Raw genomic sequence first — 19,743 nt, 5'->3', positions numbered from 1 at the left:
TGTGGACATGGATGGGTCTTTCGACAGGCGGAAGTTCTTGATCGGCATCGCGCGGGGTGCGGGCGGCGCTCTTTTGTTCGCGCTGCCAATGCTGATGACGATGGAAATGTGGGAGCTGGGCTTCTACATGTCGAGAAGCCGCCTTCTCCTGCTCCTCACCCTCAATATACCGCTCTTGATATTGCTTGCGCATAAGGTCGGCTTCGAGAAGACCTCTACCTGGCGCGATGCCGTGCGCGACGCGGCCATCGCCTATGCGCTCGGCGTTGTTTCCAGCGCGCTCATCTTGGCGGGCATGGGCGTGCTGCGTTATGATCAGTCCCTACATGAAATCGCGGGAATGGTCGCTCTGCAAGCGGTGCCGGCAAGCATCGGCGCCATGCTCGGGAGAAGCCAGTTGGGCGGTCAAAGCCAGGACGATGATAGTGAAAATGAAGATCAGGATCCTGTTCAGAAAAGCGAGAGCAGCTACTTTTCCGAATTGTTCCTGATGGCAGTCGGCGCTTTGTTTCTCGGTCTCAACGTGGCGCCCACGGAAGAAATGCTGCTTGTGTCCGTCAAGATGACACCATGGCATGGCATTTTTATCGTACTGGCGTCTCTGGCTGTCATGCACGGATTTGTCTACGCGCTGTCGTTTCGCGGAAGCCACGACCTTGCGGAGGGGACGCCGGGCTGGCACGCCCTGGTGCGTTTCACGCTTCCGGGTTATGTCATTGCTGCGTTGATCAGCGCCTATTGTCTATGGACCTTCCATCGCATTGATGACCTCGGAGTGACCCAGGCGCTGATGGCAGTTGTCATTCTGGGCTTTCCCGGTGCCGTGGGCGCTGCCGCCGCGCGTCTCATATTATGAGGACATCATGACCAAAAACGCTGACGGCAAGAATATAGAGGCGAAGAATCCCCATTGGATAGAATGGCTGACAGGGATGATTTCGGCCATTCTTGTCGTTGTTCTCATCGGAATAATCGCCAAGGATGCCTTTACGGACAAAGATCTCGTACCGGATCTCTCTGCAGCCGTAACAGGAATGGAACAGCGCAGCGGCGGCTATCAAATCGCATTTGACATCACCAACAAGGCAAGCGTCACCGCTTCACAGGTCAGGGTTTTAGGCGAGCTGAAAGAGGGTGATGCGGTCGTGGAAACTGCAGAAACCGTTCTGGATTATGTCCCCGGGCGTTCCCATGCCAAGGGCGGCATGGTCTTCAGGTCCGACATTTCAGGCAAGACCGTTGCCTTGCGTGTGTCAGCTTTCAACGAGCCATAGGCAGTCAGTCCTTCAAAGAAATAGTACACCTTCCGCAACATCGCCTGGACTTGTGAGTTCTTCTTGTGAACCTACACAGGAGAGAAGCATGGAAGACGACAAGACAATCAGCGTTCGCGCGCGGTTCTCTACACGTGAAGCTGTTGAACTTGCGGTGGAGCATCTCGTTCAACAGCACGACATCCCTCGGGCCGACGTTTTCATCCAGTCTGCGAACGCGATGAACACCGCCGGTACGCAGGCGGCGGGTGGCGATGTTTCTCAAGGGTTGGTAGCGCGTGACGATGCCGCTCTGGAGGGCGATGTCGAGGTGTCCGTCGACGTGAGTGAGCGCCAGCTGGCTGACGTCGAGAAAGCGCTTACCGATGCTGGAGCTTCGGATATTTCCAAGCACTGACCAGCATTGAGCCTACTCAAAACGGTGCTGCCAGCAGCACCGTTTTTGCTTCATCAAATCACGATCTGGGGATTGGGTTCTTAAAAGATCGCAATTCCCTACTCAAATGGGTTAAGAGCTTCAAAGCACAATAATTGGGAATAATGCGGGATGCGCGTTAAGTATTTTGTTTTCGGTCTGCTCTTATCTGTTGCACTACCCGCCTATTCTCAGGAGGCCGCGCCTCCACCTAAGCTGGAGCCCGTGCCAAGTCAGGCGCAAGCGGCCAATCTCAGCGCGCAGTTTCTGGAACGATACGCCTACAAGCCGGTGGCGCTGGATGATGCGCTGTCAGCCACTGTCATGAACAAATTCATTAAATCGCTGGATCCCGACCGCATGTTGTTCATGCAGGCCGACATCGACAATTTCATGAAAGACAGCACCAATATCGACGATGCGATTGCCAGCGAAGACCTGGAAATCCCGTTCGACATTTTCAACGTCTACACAAAGCGAGTTGTGGAGCGCATGAGCTATGCGCGAAGCCTCCTGAAAGAGAATTTCGACTTCACCGTGGATGAGGATTACCCGATTACGCGGGAAGACGCGCCATGGGCACAGACCGAGCAGCAAAGCCATGAGCTTTGGCGCAAGCGCGTGAAGAATGACTGGCTGCGTCTGAAATTGGCCGGTCAGGCCGATGCATCCATCCGCGAGACATTAGACAAGCGGTACAAGAATATTCTGGACCGCGTATATCCTTACAAGAGCGATGACGTCTTCCAGTCTTTCATGGCCGCCTACACGACGGCAGTGGATCCGCATACGGATTATTTCGGCGTATCGGCATCGGCGGAATTCGATATTTCGATGAAACTCTCGCTCGTCGGGATCGGTGCCGTGCTGCAGGAACGTGATGGCTATACGACCATTCGCGAACTGGTCGGCGGTGGCCCGGCACAACTCTCCGGCAAGCTTGCCGTGGGCGACCGCATCATCGGTGTCGGTCAGGGTGAAGATGGCGCCATCAAGGAAGTCGTTGGAACGCGACTGGACGAAGTGGTGCAATTGATCCGTGGTGCGACGGGTTCCGTCGTTCGTCTCGACATCCTGCCTGCCGACGCTGGCGACAGCACCGGTCACCGCGTCATCAGTCTTGTCCGCGACAAGGTCAGCCTGGAAAAACAGGCTGCGAAAAAGACCGTCGTGCCTGTGACGGAAGGCGATGTTACTCGCAAGATTGGCGTCATCACGCTGCCAACCTTCTACGAGGATTTCGACGCGCGACGTAAGGGTGACAAGGATTACCGAAGCGCCAGCCGCGATGTTTCCAAACTTCTTGGCGAACTCAAGCAGGACAAGGTTGATGGTGTCCTGATCGACCTGCGCGACAATGGCGGTGGATCGCTCTCCGAAGCGATCGAGTTGACCGGCCTGTTTATCGGGAAAGGCCCTGTTGTCCAGCAACGCGATGCTCAAGGCACGATCAAGGTGGAAAGCGACGATCTGTCGGCGCCCGTGTGGAAGGGTCCGGTTGGAGTGCTCATCAATCGGGGCTCGGCATCTGCCTCGGAAATCTTTGCAGCGGCAATTCAGGACTATGGTCGCGGTGTTGTCCTGGGCGAACCGAGCTTCGGCAAGGGCACCGTCCAGACAGTTGTCGATCTTGATCGCGCGGCAGGTAACAACAAACCGGAACTCGGGCAGCTGAAGTTGACGATCGCACAGTTTTTCCGGGTTGATGGCGGCACCACACAGCTGCGTGGCGTAACGCCGGATATTAGCCTGCCAGGTTTCTCCGACCCCAAGGCCCTCGGTGAATCAAGCTACGACAACGCCTTGCCATGGACACAGATCAAGCCTGCGAAATTCGTCCATGATGGCCACATAGCCGAGTTTCTGCCGCAGCTTAGAAGCCTGCATGAGGCGCGTACCAAAAATGATCGCGACTTCCAGCGCTTCGTCGAGGATGTCGCAGATCTGAAGGCACAACGGGAGAAGCGGACAATCTCTCTCAATGAAGCCAAGCGTCGAAGCGAGATGGAGGCCACTGCGGCACGTTTGAAAGCCCGTCAGCAAGATGGCGCGGGTACTGTGCCGGAGCAGGACGATGGGTTGCAGGCCAACGAACGTAGCATCAGCGCCAACCTCGCCATCGAAAACGCCCGGAAAAATGCAAAGGACGTTCTGCAGACCGAGTCGGCAGCTGTTGTGGCCGACGTTGCCACGATGAAAAACATGAAGGCGGACGCAAAAGGCCAGCAGACAAAATCTGATGGGCAGAACTAGCTCCATGCCACGCTCGGCAAGTGCGTTGACGCCATCTTACCTGTAATGTGAACCGGGAGTGCCTGAATGCGTTTCAGGCACTGACTTTCTGCCTACAGGATGTGAGATGACCCAGATCGACGCCCCGCAACGTTTTGTCCTACTTGATGGCGTCAGGGGCATCGCTGCGGTGGCCATCGTCCACCGCCACGCCGAAGCGTTTTTCGGTCGGCCGGAGGCGTCAAGCTATCTGGCCGTCGATCTTTTCTTCGCACTCAGCGGCTTTGTGCTTGCCCACGCCTATGGCGAAAAACTTGCCGGGCGCAGTGTTACGCCGTTCGCCTTCATGAAGGCGCGGTTTCTGCGGCTTTATCCGCTCTATGCTATCGCGCTACTATCTATGGCGCTGTTTTTCGCGACACTCAATTATCTGGATCTGCCAACGCCCATTGACGACCTGCATCGCAAGATCAGCCTCGCGGAGCTGGCTTTCGCACTATTGACGGGCGTTATTTTCCTGCCTGCTCCGTTCACGCTGACGCTGAATGGCGCCTTGTTCCTCATCAGTCCCGCTTGGTCTCTCTTTAACGAACTGGTGGTCAATCTTGCCTATGCGATCAAGGGCGCGCGTGCCGGTACGAAAGGCATCGCAGTTGTTTTGGCGGCCAGCGCTGTCGTTTTGATCTTTGCCGCATTTCACTCTGGCAAGCTTCATCTCGGATTTCGCTGGCACGAGATGTATGCGGGAATGGGACGGGTGTTTTTCTCGTTTTTTGCCGGTGTCCTGATCTACCGCTACAGAAAGGTGGCGATGGAGGTACGACCACTCCTCGCTACGCTTTGCCTTATCATTGTCGCTTGCGTGCTTTCCGTCCCCATCGAAGACGACATTCGGCCCTACTATGATCTGCTCTTCGTTCTTCTGGGCTGGCCGCTCCTGCTTTCCATCTGCTGCGCAATTGCGCCGGGGCCATGGGTCGCCAGACTATCGGATTTTCTGGGCACGGCATCCTATGCCGTTTACGTGCTTCATATTCCGCTTCTCGCCTGGACCGTTTTCCTCTTTCCTGCGCTCACAGAGCCAGAATTTGCGATCTATGCCGGTCTGGTCTTTATCGTTGTCACTGTTCTGCTGTCCTGGAGTCTCACGGTCTATTTCGATCAGCCTGTTCAAAAGCGGCTGAAGCGCTGGCTGAAGGCTGGAGCAAGTGGCAACAAAACTAAGGCCTCCAGCCTTCCTGAAGGCGCATAAGAGATCGCGACTATGTTTCCGGATTGATCCAGCCATTTGGTGGACCAAAGCCAGCCATTTCGTCGCCCGGTCCCCATGTGCCGGGTGCATAAGAAGCGGGAGCAGACTTGTTGTCCAGAACGGGCTCTACAATGCGCCAGGCAATCTCGCTTGCATCTTGGCGTGTGAAGAGTTGGGTATTGCCGTTCATGGCGTCGCTGATCAGGCGCTCATAGGGCTCCATATCTCCTTGATCATCATCGACGGCGCAAAGTTCGATCTTTTCACCCGTCATGGCATCGCCTGCCGCTTTGCGCCGTGCTCCGATTGCGACGGAAACTTCTGGCGCGATACGAAAGCGGATATAGTTGGCGTCCTGCGGCGCAATGTCATCGAACACGTTAAGCGGCGGCGGCTTCAGGCGGACGACCACTTCCGTTGCATGAACCGGAAGGTTCTTTCCCGCGCGGATGAAAAACGGAACATCCTTCCAGCGCCATGTATCGACGTAAAATCGTACCGCAGCAAATGTTTCCACCGATGATTCTGGCGCTACGCCCGGCTCTGACAGATAGCCCTCGAATTGCCCCCGGACCACGTCCTCGTCCTTCAATGTGCGGACTGCTTTCAGCACCTGAACCTTTTCATCGATAAGGTCGTCTGCGGAGCGTCCCGAGGGCGGCTCCATCGCCAGCAGCAACAGGATGTTTAGAAGGTGGTTCTGAATGACGTCGCGGATGCATCCGACTTCGTCGTAGAAGCGTCCGCGGCCCTGAACACCAAAGTCTTCCGCCATGGTTATCTGGACACTCTCGACATGGTCGCGGTTCCAGATCGGTTCGAGAAACGAATTGGCAAAGCGGAAATACAGCAGGTTCTGGATCGCCTCCTTGCCGAGATAATGATCGATCCGGAATATCGACTTCTCCTCAAAGACGATGTGCAACACCCGGTTCAGCCAGCGGGCGGATTGCAAATCGCGGCCGAATGGCTTTTCCACCATCAGCCGCGCGCCCGCAGCACCGCCGGATTGCTCAAGACCCTTGGATGACGGGCTCGAACATGCTGGGCGGAATGGCGAGATAGTAGAGCGGATGCCTGCCATCACCGATGGCTTCCTTCAATTTGTCGAAGGTCGACTGATCCCGGTAATCGCCGCTCACATAGCGCAAAAGGGATGCCAGCCTGGCGAACACCGCCTCATCGACGGTGCCAACCGCCCGGCTAATGCCTTCCCTTGCACGCGCGGTGAGTTTTTCGATATCCCAGTCGTCGAATGCGATACCGATTATCGGCTCATTCAACATGCCTCTCTGCACCAGCGCGTAAAGCGCCGGAAATATCTTCTTGTAAGCGAGATCGCCTGTGGCTCCAAAGAGGACCAGCGTATCAGAGCGTATTTCGGTCATGGTGACAGCCCTCGCTTTCTACTTGTCGGAAACCGGCTTTTCATGGTGCCCGCCAAAGGCGAACCGCATGGCTGAGAGCATCTTGTCCGCATAGAGGGACTCACCCTGCGAGGTGAAGCGCTGAAACAGAGCGGAAGACAGGACCGGTGTCGGGACGCCCGTGTCTATCGCGGCTTTGAGCGTCCATCGGCCTTCTCCGGAGTCCGAAACCCTGCCGCCATATGCGGAAAGCTCAGGATCTTGCCTCAGCGCATCCGCCGTCAGGTCCAGCAGCCAGGAACTGATGACACTGCCATGGCGCCACACCTCTGACACAGCCGCCATGTCGATATCGAACTGGTAATATTGCGGTGTCTGTAACGGGCTGGTTTCCGCATCGACATCCCGCGACTTTTTGCCGGCATTGGCAGCTTTCAGGATGTTCATGCCCTCGGCATAGGCCGCCATCATGCCATACTCGATACCGTTATGGACCATTTTGACGAAATGCCCGGCACCGGTTGGGCCGCAATGCAGATATCCGAGTTGCGCGGTTCGCAATCCTTCGCTTGTGGCATCGGCGCTCGTTGATGCTCCTGGCGCCAGCGTGGCGAAAATCGGATCGAGATGGCGCACGGCCTCCTCTGACCCGCCAATCATGAGGCAGTAGCCCCGCTCCGCACCCCAGACGCCCCCACTGGTGCCGACATCGACATATTCGATGCCGAGCGCACGCAACTCTTCCGCCTTGTCGACATCGTCGTGGTAAAAGGAGTTGCCGCCATCAATGATGATGTCGCCCGGCGCCATCAGGGCTGCGACCTTGTCAACATTGGCGCCGGTGATGGCTGCTGGCAACATCAGCCAGGCACAGGCTGGCTTTTGAAGTTTCGAAACGAAATCGTCAATCGAGCTCGCACCCGTGGCGCCTTCCGATACCAGGGCCGAGACGCTTGCCGGATTGATATCGTAGACCACGCATTCGTGGCCGCCTTTCAGCAGGCGACGAACCATATTGGCGCCCATTCGGCCCAGTCCCATCATTCCGATCTGCATGTGATCATCCTTTGCGTCGTGACTTTGCGGTGAGAGCGTGCGTCTAGGCGAGGTGGGATGTGGTGTAGAGCACGCTGGATTTGCTTTAACCGGATATCCTTGTGGTGGTTCCGGTATGACTGAAATGTCGTGGTCCAAGCTCGTCGGCAATTGCGACATATCGATGTTTTTACGCTCGGCCAGGAGATTCACATCGACGTGAAACCTGTCCCCCTTGGAACATTTGCTGGCGCAAAGGGCTTTCCCCATGACGACGTCGCAACTGCGCACATGTCGAGGAGCTTTCCCATGAACGATCAAACCACCACCACGGCCGAAAAGGCTGTTCCACCTGCCCGCGATCCTCACCTGAGAGAGCTGGCCAATTGTATTCGCTTCCTGTCGATGGATGCTGTCGAACAGGCAAAGAGTGGGCACCCCGGTATGCCCATGGGCATGGCTGATATCGCCACGGTGCTATTCTCAGAATTCCTGACCTTCGATCCCCAGGATCCCTACTGGTTTGATCGGGATCGTTTTCTGATTTCGAATGGGCATGGCTCAATGCTGCTATACAGCCTGTTGTACCTCACCGGTTACGAAGACATGACGCTGGACGAAATCCGGAACTTTCGGCAAATCGAAAGCCGCACAGCCGGGCACCCCGAATATCACCATGCGACAGGGATCGAAACGACGACTGGCCCGCTTGGGCAGGGACTGGCCAATTCCGTTGGCTTCGCTTTCGCCGAGAGAATCATGAATGCGTCCTACGGTGATGAGCTGGTGGACCACTTCACTTACGTTTTTCTGGGTGACGGTTGCCTCATGGAAGGGATCAGCCAGGAGGCGATCTCGTTTGCCGGGCATCGCAAGCTGGGAAGGCTGATTGCCTTCTTTGACAACAACTCCATTTCCATCGACGGCGCGACGAGCCTGGCTGAATCAGATGATCAAACCGCGCGGTTTCGTGCATCCAACTGGCATGTCATCGAAATCGATGGCCATGACACGGATGCGATCCGGGATGCCATCATCGAAGCGCAGAAGGTGACCGACAAGCCAACATTGATTTCGTGTCGCACGATCATCGGTTTCGGCTTCCCGACAAGGGCCGGAACGCAGAAAGCGCACAGCGATGCGCCGGGCGCGCAGGAAATTGAAGGTGCCCGTCGATTGCTCGATTGGCCATACCCACCCTTCGAAATCCCGCAGGAGCTTCTTGATGCCTGGCGGGAGATTGGCAAGCGCGGCCAGGACAAAAGAATGGCTTGGCTAAAGCGCGTGGAAGAGAGCACCGGCGAGACGGGCGAAAGCTTCAAGCGTAGAATGGACGGAGAATTGCCTGAAGGCTGGCGCGAGGCAATTACCAGCGCGAAAGAAGAACTCTCGAAAAGCGAGAAAGACCTTGCGACGCGTCAGTCGAGCGGCATCGTTCTCAATCACCTCTATGATGCCATTCCGGAATTGCTTGGCGGATCAGCTGATCTGACGCCATCAAACAACACGAAAGCCAAGAACCAGACCGAGATTGCGGCTGGAGAGTTTTCGGGGTCCTACGTTCATTACGGCGTCCGCGAGCATGGCATGGGTGCCATAATGAATGGAATTGCCTTGCATGGTGGGTTGATACCCTATGGCGGCACCTTCCTGACATTCTCGGACTATTGCCGTCCCGCGATCCGGCTGGCCGCTATGATGGAAATCCGCACGATCTTTGTGATGACGCATGATTCCATCGGGCTTGGTGAAGATGGACCCACGCACCAGCCGATCGAGCATCTGAGCGCGCTTCGTGCCATACCGCAACTCGCGGTCTACCGGCCCGGCGACTCTATCGAAACCGCGGAATGCTGGGAGTCTATCCTCGATACACCGCGACAGGCTGCCCTCATCGCCTTGTCTCGCCAGCCGATGCCGCAGCTGAGGCGCGGCACCGATAGCGACAATCTCTCTGCCAAAGGCGGCTATGTCCTTCTGGAAGCGGAGGGCGGAGAGCGTGAGATGACGATCTTCGCCGCGGGATCAGAGTTGCAGCTTGCGGTAAAAGCCCGCGACACCTTGCAGGCGGAAGGCATACCGACGGCGGTAGTCTCGCTGCCGTGCAGAATGCTGTTTGAGAAGCAGGATATTGCCTATCAAAACGCCGTGGTTGGCAAGACGCGGGCGCGTGTCGCCGTAGAAGCGGGTGTTCGTGACTCCTGGGACCGATATCTCGGTCTCGATGGCAAGTTTGTCGGGATGCATCGGTTCGGCGCGTCCGGCAAAATCGATGACGTCTACAAGAAATTCGGGATAACGACCGAGGCGGTCATCTCCGCCGCGCGTGAATCCATTCTTGCCGCAAAAAGCTCTAAAACTCTATAAATCGGCAAGTCGCAGGATTTCCGCGAGATGATCCTGCGACTTTTTTCATAAAAAATGAACGGAAATACAACCTTCCCACGAAGAATATAAGAATTAATAATTGCTACATTATTCAGCAGAGGATATATATATTTGCGGATTCGCTGTTTCTATATCTTGATACAGAAATATATAATTTAGTTGTATTGAATGTGGCTTTTCTGATTCGAGTAGTTTCTTAAATCAATTGAGTCGAAAAGCTTAGGGAAAATCTGGTATGACTGTCGAAGTGCCAGTCGAAGAGTTGGCGCAGCTTGATGAGCAAGTTGTCAAAATTCATACAGCCTCTGATATTTGTGAGCTGGTAGAGGTGTTGACCGGAGCAATCAGGTGGCTCGGTTTTGATGACCTTGCCATTGCCGTCAACAAACGAAATCCGTATGATTCGACATTGACGCCCGATATCTGCAGCAGACCGGAGCCGTTCATCGGCATATATCAGAAGCGGAGACTCTTCGAGAACGATCAATATCTCAAGCGATGCCTGTCCAGCGGCACGCCCAAATGGGCGACGGTAGATGTGAATCATCCTGAGCCCTTTGTTCGTGAGTTAAGCCATTTTCTTCTGTCGCATAATATCCATTCGGCAGTACATGTTCCTCTGCCAGCAAAGAAAGGCTGCTCCAGCAGCATGATTGCGACAGCGTCCCGAACAGACGTTCAACGCACTGATATCCTTAATAAGTTGGCAATTCTGGCGCGTGCCGCCATGATGAAGCTGGAGCTTTTGCGGTCCGTACCCTGCGAACTTGCCGACAAGGAAGAAAGACTTGATCTTCTGACGGCGCAGCAGATTGAAATATTGAAATGGGCCGGTGAGGGAAAGTCCAACTCGACGATCGCTGTCATCATGGGGCTCAGCAAGGCTGGCGTTGACTACCATTTCCGGGCAATTATTTCGAAGCTTGGCGTTGCCAGCAGAACGCAGGCCGTTGCGATCATTGCGCGTCAGAATGATGCCGCGCTGAGGGCCAAGAACGCTTGATTGGCGAAGGCACGGCTCTTCGCTAGTTTTACCTTAAAATCAGTGTGTTGAAAACTGATTAACTGGTTAGTTCACCATCGCATCTTTTCGAATAAATTTGAATTAAATGCTGCACAGGCTTTAGCGGGCCCAGATGGCCAAGGGTTCACTCCGCTGACATGTGTGCTTTCGGCATCCAATGAATGGGTGCGGCCTCGCAGATGCAATATGGAATGACGCCCCAAAACAGGGCGCGTAAGATACGGAAATCGCAGAATGCTTCTCGACAATCTTGCCATAAGAACCAAGATCCTTGCTGTCGTTGTTCCCCTGTGCCTTGCTGGTCTCGCCTCGACATCTTACGTCTCGAAGCAGATGAAGGATGTTGGATACGTTTACTCCGACTTCATCGAAGTTGATACGACGGCGTCGGTCGATATGGCCCGCGCGAGTCGAAACCTCTCTTCCACCGCTTATGCCGCCTATCAGATCATGGCCTATGAGGTTGGCACAGACGGTTTTGAAGCGGCCACCAAGCTTTACGACAGTTCGAAAAAAGCCTTACGCCGTCGCCTCGCTGAAGCTGCTGGAAAAATTCCTTCGGAGGCAGCTTTTGTCAGTGCCGTATCGAACGAAGCCGAAGAAATAATCGCCATTACGGAAAAGGCAGTCGAATTTGGCAGCAAGGATGACAACAAGAGCGCCCTTGCACAGCTCGCCCTCGCAGATGCCAAAATCGTTCCGCTGGGAGATAAGCTTGTGGCGTTTAACGAACGTCGTGCAGCTCTATTGGCGGCAGAGAACAAAAAGCTTGGCGAACAAGTGAATGCGACAATTCTGTTCACACTGACGACGGTCGGTATCGTCTTCTTACTCGGAATCATCGTCGCGCTTTTCGTGGTTGCCAAAGGGGTAACGACGCCCATTGCAAGTTTGCTGAACAGAATGGCTTCGCTGGCATCAGGCGAAACAGAAGACCCGATCGATGGCGTGGAACGCAGGGATGAGATCGGGCGAATGGCTGCTGCTGTGCAGGTGTTCCGTGAAAACGCGCAGGAGCGTCAGCGTCTTGAGCGTGAAACGGAAGACAATCGCAGCATGAGCGAAAAAGAACGTGCCGCGCGTGAGGCTCAAGCTGCGAAAGACGCCTCGGACGTGAAATTTGCAGTCGACAATCTCGCCGAAGGCCTTGCAAAACTGTCCGAGGGCGATGTTTCCTATCGCATCCAACAGCCCTTTGTCGCTGCACTGGACACCGTAAGACAGGATTTCAACAATTCGGCTGAAAAACTGCAGGTCGCTCTCGGCCAGGTCTCTGAAAATGCCCGCGCGATTGATGCTGGTGCAAACGAAATCCGCTCGGCTGCCGATGATCTCGCCAAGAGGACGGAACAGCAGGCTGCTGCCGTTGAGCAGACCGCTGCGGCATTGGAAGAAATAACGACGACGGTTCGCGACTCCACAAAGCGGGCACATGAAGCGGGTGACCTTGTCTCGCGTGCCAAATCCGGTGCCGAAAAATCCGGTGAGGTCGTCCGTCGGGCAGTGATGGCGATGGAGAAGATCGAAAGGTCATCGGCAGAGATCGCCAATATCATCGGCGTTATCGATGAAATCGCATTCCAGACCAACCTGCTGGCATTGAACGCAGGCGTTGAAGCAGCGCGTGCGGGTGAAGCAGGAAAGGGCTTTGCGGTCGTGGCCCAGGAAGTGCGCGAGCTCGCGCAGAGATCGGCAAAGGCTGCCAAAGAAATCAAGGCGCTGATCACGACCTCCAATGAACAGGTTCAGGAAGGTGTTGAGCTCGTCGGTGAAACGGGCGAGGCCCTGGAAATGATCGTCAGCGAGGTCCAGGAAATAAATCGTCACGTGTCGGCCATCGTTGAAGCCGCTCAGGAACAGTCATCAGGCCTTCAGCAGATCAATACGGCTGTCAATCAGATGGACCAGGATACGCAGAAGAATGCGGCGATGGTCGAGGAGTCGACAGCGGCCAGCCACACATTGGCCGGCGAAGTAGCTGCACTCAATCATCTTCTGGCGCAATTCAAACTGTCGGAACAGAAAGCCGTAGCAAGCTCGGCAAAACCAGCCGCACCGTCGCCCGCCCGCGCCTTGGGTCGCAAGTTGGCAACGGCCTTCTCAGGAAATGCAGCACTCAAGGCAGACTGGGAAGAGTTCTGATTGCCGAGGGGTGACCAGGTGAAGGTTTAAAGTTTCCGTCTGGTTTCGACCGGACGGGGCAGCTCGGCGGGACCTGTGGGGGCAGGTCTCGTCGAGTTTGCCATTTCAGCATTCGGAATATGCCCAGGAATGTTATTCCTGATAGTTCAGGGTAAGGTCTTAAACCTCCGGCTGAGGAAGCGTGAACCAAGAAGGCCGAAACGCCAGGGATAATCGGCAGCCTTCGATATGCCGATACGCGGACCGGTGATCACAGAAACGCCTGTCATCCCTGATTTCACAAATGCGGTTTCTCCCGACAAGGATGTGCCATCCGCCTCACTCGTTATTCCCATGGCCTGCGCCAACTTGCCCGGACCGGAGCAGAGATTTGTGAGGTTTTCACTGTTTCGGCGCATCTTCATCAAGTCCAGGCCCATCGTCGGCTCGACCGCTCGTATTAAGACCGCCGATCCCGATGTGCAGACCACGTTCGCGCACCAGTGCAGCCCATAGGAGCGGTAGACATAGAGATGACCGGCTGGGCCGAACATGGTCCTGTTGCGCGTGGTTGGGCCGTTGAAGCTGTGCGAGGCAGGATCGTCCGATCGGTAAGCCTCCGTTTCCACGATTATGCCGCCCGTGTTGTTGAAAACAAACTCGCAGCCGATCAGCGCTTCGGCAACGGTCACGGCATCTCGGGAATAAAAGCTGTCTGGAAGGATCATCGGGAAAGGGCTTTTTACTGGAACCACGCTCGGTGTGCGCTGTTCTCATTTCAAGATGTGTACTGATTGCGCCAGAAACGCAATGTCCAACAGGAAGGGAATGAAGCATGGGGTCTGCAAAGGTAGCGCTGGTTACGGGTGCCGGGTCGGGGATAGGAAGGGCTGCAGCCCTGGCGCTGGCGAAAGATGGATTTGCCATCGGCGCCGTCGGCAGAACGAAGGATGAGCTTGATAAGGTCGTGGCAGAGATCAAGGCCGCAGGCTTTGAGGCCTCCACCCTGGTAGCAGATGTTTCGCAAGAAGATGAGATCGGGAACGCAATCTCACAACTGGTAGAGCTGTATGGTGGCCTCAACGTGGTTGTCGCCAATGCAGGAGTAAACGGCGTCTGGGCGCCAATTGAAGATCTGAAGCCTGACGAATGGGACCAGACCATCAACATCAATCTGCGTGGCACGTATCTGACCATCCATAAATCGGTGCCCCACATGAAAGCCTCAGGCGGTGCGATCGTCATTGTTTCTTCCATCAACGGAACACGAACCTTCACCTCTCCCGGCGCAACTGCCTATTCGGTAACGAAGGCCGGGCAACTGGCAATGGCACAACAGCTGGCGCTCGAACTGGCGCGCTACGCCATCCGGGTCAACGCCGTTTGTCCCGGCGCGATCGATACGGAAATAGATGACAACACGCGTATCCGGTCGCAAAAGGAAACGGCTATCCCTGTGAAGTGGCCCGAAGGGACGATCCCTCTTTCTGACGGTCGTCCGGGAACGAGCGAGGATGTTGCTGATCTCATTGCGTTCCTCGCAAGCGACAAATCCCGGCATATTACCGGCACGCCGGTGTGGATCGACGGAGGGCAGGGGCTGCTCGTCTGATCACTCACTTTGTTGTGTATCTATGATTAACGAGGCTTTAACGTAAATTCACGACCCTTATCCCTCAAGAGTTGCCGTTTTGCGGTCAACTTCTCCATGTAGGGCTTCGCTTACGGTGGCGGGTAAGGCGTTTTGATGAGCAGTGTGAAAAATTTGCGGGCAGGACCTGAGGGACTGCGGGGTTTGATCCATGGTTCGGTAAAGGCAGCAAGTGTTGCGGCGATCTGTGCCGTGCTCGCGGCCTGCACTTCGATGGGTCTCGACAGCGCCGATCGTGCTCCCCCAAAGCTGTCATCCAAAATTGCTGCATCCATGTCAGCAAAGGGAATGAAGCCTGAAAGCCCGGTTCTTGTCCGCATTTTCAAACAGGAAAGCGAACTCGAGGTCTGGAAAGTGGACAAGTCGGGGCAGTACGCACTGTTCAAGACCTATCCCATGTGCAGATGGTCGGGAAAGCTCGGCCCCAAGACGAAAAGCGGCGACCGTCAGGCACCGGAAGGCTTTTACCATGTCTCGTCTGGAATGCTGAACCCGAATTCACAATATTATGTTTCCTTCAATCTCGGCTATCCTAACCGGCTGGAATCGGCTCTCGGCTACACGGGTGAGGCACTTATGGTGCATGGTGCCTGCTCGTCTTCTGGCTGCTATGCCATGACGGACCAGCAGGTTGGCGAAATCTACGCCATCGTCGACAGGGCACTGAAGGGCGGACAGAACCAGTTTCAGGTTCAAGCCTATCCATTCCGTATGACCGCGCGCAACATGGCAGCATACAAGAGCGATCCGAACTTTGGGTTCTGGAAGACCCTTAAGGAAGGCTATGACTATTTCGAGCTGACAAGGCGCCAGCCCAAGGTTTCCGTTTGCGGTAAGCGCTATGTGTTCAACACGGAATTTTCTGGCGGAGAGCCATCCGATCCGCTGGCAAGCTGCCCGCCGGCGGTTAGTCAGCCGGAACCGGAGGTCGCCGCAAAGCTCAACGCTGAACAGCAGAAGCTCGCAGCAGCACTCGGTGGCGGAACTTCCAGCGCGGTCAATGCTTATGTCGACGGCGGAATGCATCCAAGTTTTCGTGCCATCCTGAAAAATGATGGTCCAAAAAGCATGGCAGCGAAGGTTTCCGGCACGAAATACCCCATCAGCCGCCCGGAAGCGGCACTCGCGGACCCGTTTGCGGGCTCGAGATGATCTATTTGACGAGGACAATATTTGAAAATGCTTGATTCGACCCGTCGGTCTTTCCTTTTGGGTTCGGGAGGTCTGGCTTTGTCGGCGCTTGCCGGATGTAACACCACGCAGCGCGAGGTGGTGCAGAGTGCACGACCCGTAGCCGATCCTTTCTATGCTGAGATCTACGGTCCAAAACCGGACGAGATGTTTCCGCTTCCTGCCATTCCCTACGAAAAGATCGATCGCCGCTTCTACCGGCAGATGGTGGACAATCCGACCGGCGAGCGTCCCGGCACCATTGTTGTCGATACCGCCAATCACTTCCTCTATCTGACCTATGAGGGCAATCAGGCAATGCGCTATGGTGTGGGCCTGGGCCGTGCCGGGTTCGAATGGGCGGGCAGGGGTGTCATTCAATACAAGCGGCAGTGGCCACGCTGGACGCCGCCTGACGAGATGATTGCCCGCCAGCCGGAGCTTCAACCCTACAGTGCTGCCAATGGCGGCATGGCGCCTGGATTGATGAACCCGCTTGGTGCCCGCGCTCTTTATATCTTCAAGGATGGTCGCGATACGATCTACCGGCTGCACGGATCGCCGGAATGGTGGACGATTGGAAAATCGGTATCGTCCGGCTGTGTGAGACTGATGAACCAGGACATCATCGACCTCTACAATCGTGTGCCCGGTGGCACGCCGATCGTCGTCATGTCCGGTGCCGCTGCGGCTCCGCAAATGGTTATGGCGCCAGACGCCTCCGTGGGCCCAGGCCCGGATTATTACTAGGATCTGACAGGGATCAGTGCGATAAATCGGCCTCTTCCCACTGGATGCGAATTCTTGCTCCAGTGGTGGCCGGTCCCGTCGACTGCGTGATGTCTGCCTTGAGGCTCTGAGCCATGGCGGTAATGAGCCGTGTGCCGAGACCCGTGCCCTTTGGCTGATCGCTATCGCCAATGCCGACGCCATCGTCTTCCACAAAAAGTCGAATCTGGCCGTCTTGCCTCTCCAGACGAATGCGAATGTCGCCTTCACCTTCTGGATAGGCGTATTTCAGCGCGTTGGTCGTCAGCTCGGTTACGATAACCCCCAGCGCCACGGCCTGATCGGGCGAGGCCTTCACATTGGCCATGTCAGTCAGAATACGGATTTTCTCATTGTCGCGCGCCGAACGGCCGAGATCCTGAATGATGGACGAGAGGTAGGAATCGAGCTCGACCTCCCCGACATTATAGGCGGTGTAAAGACTGCGATGAACACCTGCGATGGCCGAGATGCGGCTTTGGGTCTCAAGTAGCGCGGTCCGCGCTTCCTCGGTCGCCACCGCGTTAAGCTGCATTCGTATCATCGCGGAGACCAGCGAGAGGCTGTTGGCGATGCGGTGATTCATCTCCTTCGCCATCAGCTCGGCGCGTTCTTTCGCCTGCAGCAGTTGCGCTTCCGCTTCTTCCTTCGCCCGGCGCAGCTGGAAGTTTTCAAGCGCCTGCTGGATGGAGTTCAGCAAAAGCGGGAAGAAGTCGTCGCCGACATTCTTGATGACATAGTCCGCCGCACCCGCCTTCAGGGCATCGATGGCAATCTGTGCCTCGCTGGCGCCCGTAACGTAAAGAACTGGGATGGTCCGGCAGGCCTCCCCAATGGCAGCCAGGAATTGCAGCCCGGTACCGTTCTGGAAGTAATGATCGAGCACAACCGCATCGAATGTGTTGGCCTCAAACTCTTTCAGACCAGCGGCAACGGATGCTGCATGGACCACCGCTATGTCGTGACGGCCGAGCACGCGCTGAGCGAGCTTAGCCAGCGTCGGATCGTCATCGACATACAAAATGTTCAACGTCATTAAACTTTCACGGGACCTGAATAACGGAGAAGAAAAGTCCAAGATTGCGGATTGCGGTCGCGAAACCCTCATAGTCTACCGGCTTGGTGATATAGACATTCGCGCCAAGATCATAGCATTTCTGTATCTCGGTCTCGTCATCCGTTGTGGTCAGTACGACAACAGGCAGGCGCTTGGTGTGCTCATTGCTCTTGATCTGCTCAAGAATCCGTATTCCTGACGTGTCCGGCAGGTTCAGATCCAGCAGGATCAGCAGGTAGCGATCCTTGCTGACAAGGCCGTCCCGTTCCGGGCCGAGAATGTAATCCAGCGCCTTGTGGCCAAGGGTGAAGGGCACAATCTCATTGTTGACGCCGGCACGTCGCACGTTCTTTTCGATAAGGCGCGCGTGACCTTCATCGTCTTCGATCATCACGATCGTTACTTCTTGTCCTGTGGCTTTCATATATCGCTCCCGCGCGTAATTTTTCGAAGGTCCGTCGGCAGTGTCAGATGGAATGTGCTTCCTTTGCCGAGCTCGGACGCGACCGTAATGTCTCCACCTAAATTTCTTATTAGCGACCGCACATGAGCAAGGCCGATGCCTTCGCCTTGCTGATCCTGCTCGCCCGCACGGCGGAAAAGCTCAAAAATCCGCTCGAAATCGTCTTCTGCAATCCCGCGGCCATTGTCGCTGACATCAATGCGAACGATGCCACGGCCCTGCGGCAGAATGCGGGCGGAAATCTTCAGCGGTCTTCCGGGCATCTGGTATTTGACGGCGTTGTCAAAGAGATTGCCCAGTATCTGGTCCAGCGAAATGCGATCGCTGATGACCGTAAAGCTTGGCACGTCGATGTCTATGCTGCCATCCACCGCGCTGACCTGATGCTGAACGCTTGCTCCTGCCGCAATCAGCAGATCCTTGATGTCGACTTTTTCAGCTTGAAGCTTGCGTCGGCCATCGCGGGATATTTTCAGGATCGCATTGATGAGCTGGTCCATCTTGCGGGTCGAGGAACGGATGAAGCCAATCGCTTCCGGCAGGTCTTCCTTGACCGCGGTCTTTGCATCCTGAACGTCGCGCTCGGGCAGTGCTGCGCCATCCGCCAGAACATAGGCCTGCACGGGCTTCAGCGATGCATCGAATTCCGACAGAAATCCCATGATGTTGACCAATGGTGCGCGCAGATCGTGGGTTACGATATAGGCAAATCTCTGAATTTCCTGATTGGCGCGGATAAGATCGCGCGTTCTTTCGTCGACGCGCTCTTCGAGCCCCCGGTTGAGTTCATCGACCTCTTCTCGTGAGCGCATCAGTTCGCGAATATATTTCATGATGAGCGCAAGAGCACCGATCAACACGCCTGTGATTGCGACGGCGCCGACGATTGTTACCCAGCGAAGGTTTTCGGCAGCAGAAAGCTGATTGGCGACAAGGATGCGAAGGTGATCGTCGGTGATTTGCTGGAAACGATTTAGCGTTTCACGGATCTCGCGCATGTAGATCAGACCGGTGTCACGGCGGACCAGATCCACGGCATCCTGCGTGCGGTTGGCGCGCATGAGGTCTATGCCCTCACCGATCTCTGCGAGCTTTCGGTCGAGATTGGCTTGCAGGCCCTCTATGTCCCCCAAATACTCCTGCCTGTCACCAATCCTTTCGACAAGAAGAGCGCGTTTGGCCGCCATTGTGTTGACCGCCTCGCGGTAAGGAGCAAGATAGCGCTCGTCGCCGGTCAGAAGAAAACCGCGCTGCCCCGTCTCGGCATCCTGCACTGTTGTCAGCACATCCAGAATCGAAGCGCGCAGCCGCCGCAACGCGGCAGTTTCCTGCGAATATTCATTGTTGGCCTGCACCAGCCATAGCGATGTTGCCACCATGCCGACGAGCAGAGCGACGCCTATTCCCAGCATGATGAGTGTTCGGCGAATGAACGCAGATAATTTTGCCAAGGAATGCCCCGCAGTTTTTAAGCTGTTTCGTAAGTAATCCGCCAGCGATGCCTTATGCAAGACGTTGGTGCATCA

Annotated in this window: 16 protein-coding genes and 1 pseudogene; 11 read left to right on the top strand and 6 right to left on the bottom strand. The window is 55.7% G+C overall.

Annotated features, from left to right (window positions below):
- Window positions 1-7 precede the first annotated feature (7 nt).
- From ASF69_RS13510 to ASF69_RS13490, 5 genes are all read left to right on the top strand, one after another.
- A complete protein-coding gene (locus ASF69_RS13510) occupies window positions 8-856 on the top strand; it encodes a TIGR02587 family membrane protein (RefSeq protein ID WP_062588265.1) in 849 nt (282 codons plus the stop codon).
- Window positions 857-863: 7 nt separating this feature from the next.
- A complete protein-coding gene (locus ASF69_RS13505; protein ID WP_062588263.1) occupies window positions 864-1,274 on the top strand; it encodes a TIGR02588 family protein in 411 nt (136 codons plus the stop codon).
- Window positions 1,275-1,362: 88 nt separating this feature from the next.
- Window positions 1,363-1,671, top strand: a complete 309-nt coding sequence (locus ASF69_RS13500) for a hypothetical protein (RefSeq protein ID WP_062588261.1) — start codon at window positions 1,363-1,365, stop codon at window positions 1,669-1,671.
- Between the two features lie 150 nt (window positions 1,672-1,821).
- The gene (locus tag ASF69_RS13495; protein WP_062588259.1) at window positions 1,822-3,942 is read left to right on the top strand and encodes a carboxy terminal-processing peptidase; all 2,121 of its coding nucleotides are present in this window, start codon (window positions 1,822-1,824) and stop codon (window positions 3,940-3,942) included.
- A 106-nt stretch (window positions 3,943-4,048) separates the two neighbouring features.
- Complete coding sequence (locus tag ASF69_RS13490) at window positions 4,049-5,173, top strand: acyltransferase (RefSeq protein WP_062588257.1); 1,125 nt, start codon at window positions 4,049-4,051, stop codon at window positions 5,171-5,173.
- 10 nt (window positions 5,174-5,183) lie between these two features.
- Here ASF69_RS13490 and zwf read toward each other — a convergent pair.
- A pseudogene (gene zwf, locus ASF69_RS13485) lies at window positions 5,184-6,561 on the bottom strand (glucose-6-phosphate dehydrogenase).
- An 18-nt stretch (window positions 6,562-6,579) separates the two neighbouring features.
- Window positions 6,580-7,596 (bottom strand): phosphogluconate dehydrogenase (NAD(+)-dependent, decarboxylating), encoded by a 1,017-nt coding sequence (gnd, locus tag ASF69_RS13480; protein ID WP_062588255.1) that lies wholly within the window; start codon window positions 7,594-7,596, stop codon window positions 6,580-6,582.
- 288 nt (window positions 7,597-7,884) lie between these two features.
- Here gnd and tkt point away from each other — a divergent pair, with 288 nt between their 5' ends.
- The 3 genes from tkt to ASF69_RS13465 all read left to right on the top strand — a co-directional run bounded on the left by tkt (window position 7,885) and on the right by ASF69_RS13465 (window position 13,129).
- Window positions 7,885-9,942: a transketolase gene (gene tkt / locus ASF69_RS13475; RefSeq protein WP_062588442.1), complete on the top strand. Its 2,058-nt coding sequence runs from the start codon at window positions 7,885-7,887 to the stop codon at window positions 9,940-9,942.
- Between the two features lie 256 nt (window positions 9,943-10,198).
- Window positions 10,199-10,966, top strand: coding sequence for a helix-turn-helix transcriptional regulator (locus ASF69_RS13470; protein ID WP_062588253.1), 768 nt, complete (start codon window positions 10,199-10,201; stop codon window positions 10,964-10,966).
- Window positions 10,967-11,221: 255 nt separating this feature from the next.
- On the top strand, window positions 11,222-13,129 hold the full coding sequence (locus ASF69_RS13465; RefSeq protein WP_062588251.1) for a HAMP domain-containing methyl-accepting chemotaxis protein: 1,908 nt from the start codon (window positions 11,222-11,224) through the stop codon (window positions 13,127-13,129).
- 146 nt (window positions 13,130-13,275) lie between these two features.
- Here the strand turns inward: ASF69_RS13465 and ASF69_RS13460 are convergent, their stop codons facing one another.
- Entirely contained in the window at window positions 13,276-13,836 is a 561-nt protein-coding gene (locus ASF69_RS13460) for a DNA-3-methyladenine glycosylase (protein ID WP_062588250.1), read from the bottom strand.
- A gap of 107 nt (window positions 13,837-13,943) precedes the next feature.
- Here ASF69_RS13460 and ASF69_RS13455 point away from each other — a divergent pair, with 107 nt between their 5' ends.
- The 3 genes from ASF69_RS13455 (at window position 13,944) to ASF69_RS13445 (ending at window position 16,679) form a co-directional block, all read left to right on the top strand.
- The gene (locus tag ASF69_RS13455) at window positions 13,944-14,720 is read left to right on the top strand and encodes an SDR family NAD(P)-dependent oxidoreductase (protein WP_062588248.1); all 777 of its coding nucleotides are present in this window, start codon (window positions 13,944-13,946) and stop codon (window positions 14,718-14,720) included.
- A gap of 135 nt (window positions 14,721-14,855) precedes the next feature.
- Window positions 14,856-15,911 carry a murein L,D-transpeptidase family protein gene (locus tag ASF69_RS13450; protein ID WP_244475472.1) on the top strand — a complete coding sequence of 352 codons (1,056 nt, stop codon included), beginning with the start codon at window positions 14,856-14,858 and terminating at the stop codon, window positions 15,909-15,911.
- 27 nt (window positions 15,912-15,938) lie between these two features.
- A complete protein-coding gene (locus ASF69_RS13445) occupies window positions 15,939-16,679 on the top strand; it encodes a L,D-transpeptidase (RefSeq protein ID WP_082469720.1) in 741 nt (246 codons plus the stop codon).
- Window positions 16,680-16,692: 13 nt separating this feature from the next.
- Here ASF69_RS13445 and ASF69_RS13440 read toward each other — a convergent pair whose 3' ends face one another.
- From ASF69_RS13440 to ASF69_RS13430, 3 genes are read right to left on the bottom strand one after another with little or no spacing between them, the layout of a single operon-like run.
- The gene (locus ASF69_RS13440; RefSeq protein ID WP_082469719.1) at window positions 16,693-17,733 is read right to left on the bottom strand and encodes a response regulator; all 1,041 of its coding nucleotides are present in this window, start codon (window positions 17,731-17,733) and stop codon (window positions 16,693-16,695) included.
- A 7-nt stretch (window positions 17,734-17,740) separates the two neighbouring features.
- A complete protein-coding gene (locus tag ASF69_RS13435) occupies window positions 17,741-18,178 on the bottom strand; it encodes a response regulator (protein WP_062588244.1) in 438 nt (145 codons plus the stop codon).
- Window positions 18,175-19,629: a CHASE3 domain-containing protein gene (locus ASF69_RS13430; RefSeq protein ID WP_062588243.1), complete on the bottom strand. Its 1,455-nt coding sequence runs from the start codon at window positions 19,627-19,629 to the stop codon at window positions 18,175-18,177. Before ASF69_RS13430 ends, ASF69_RS13435 begins: the two co-directional genes overlap by 4 nt.
- Between the last annotated feature and the right edge of the window lie 114 nt (window positions 19,630-19,743).

Source organism: Rhizobium sp. Leaf311 (genome assembly GCF_001423445.1).
In the GTDB taxonomy this organism is placed as follows: Bacteria; Pseudomonadota; Alphaproteobacteria; order Rhizobiales; family Rhizobiaceae; genus Agrobacterium.
This window is presented reverse-complemented; position numbering and strand designations above follow the sequence as displayed.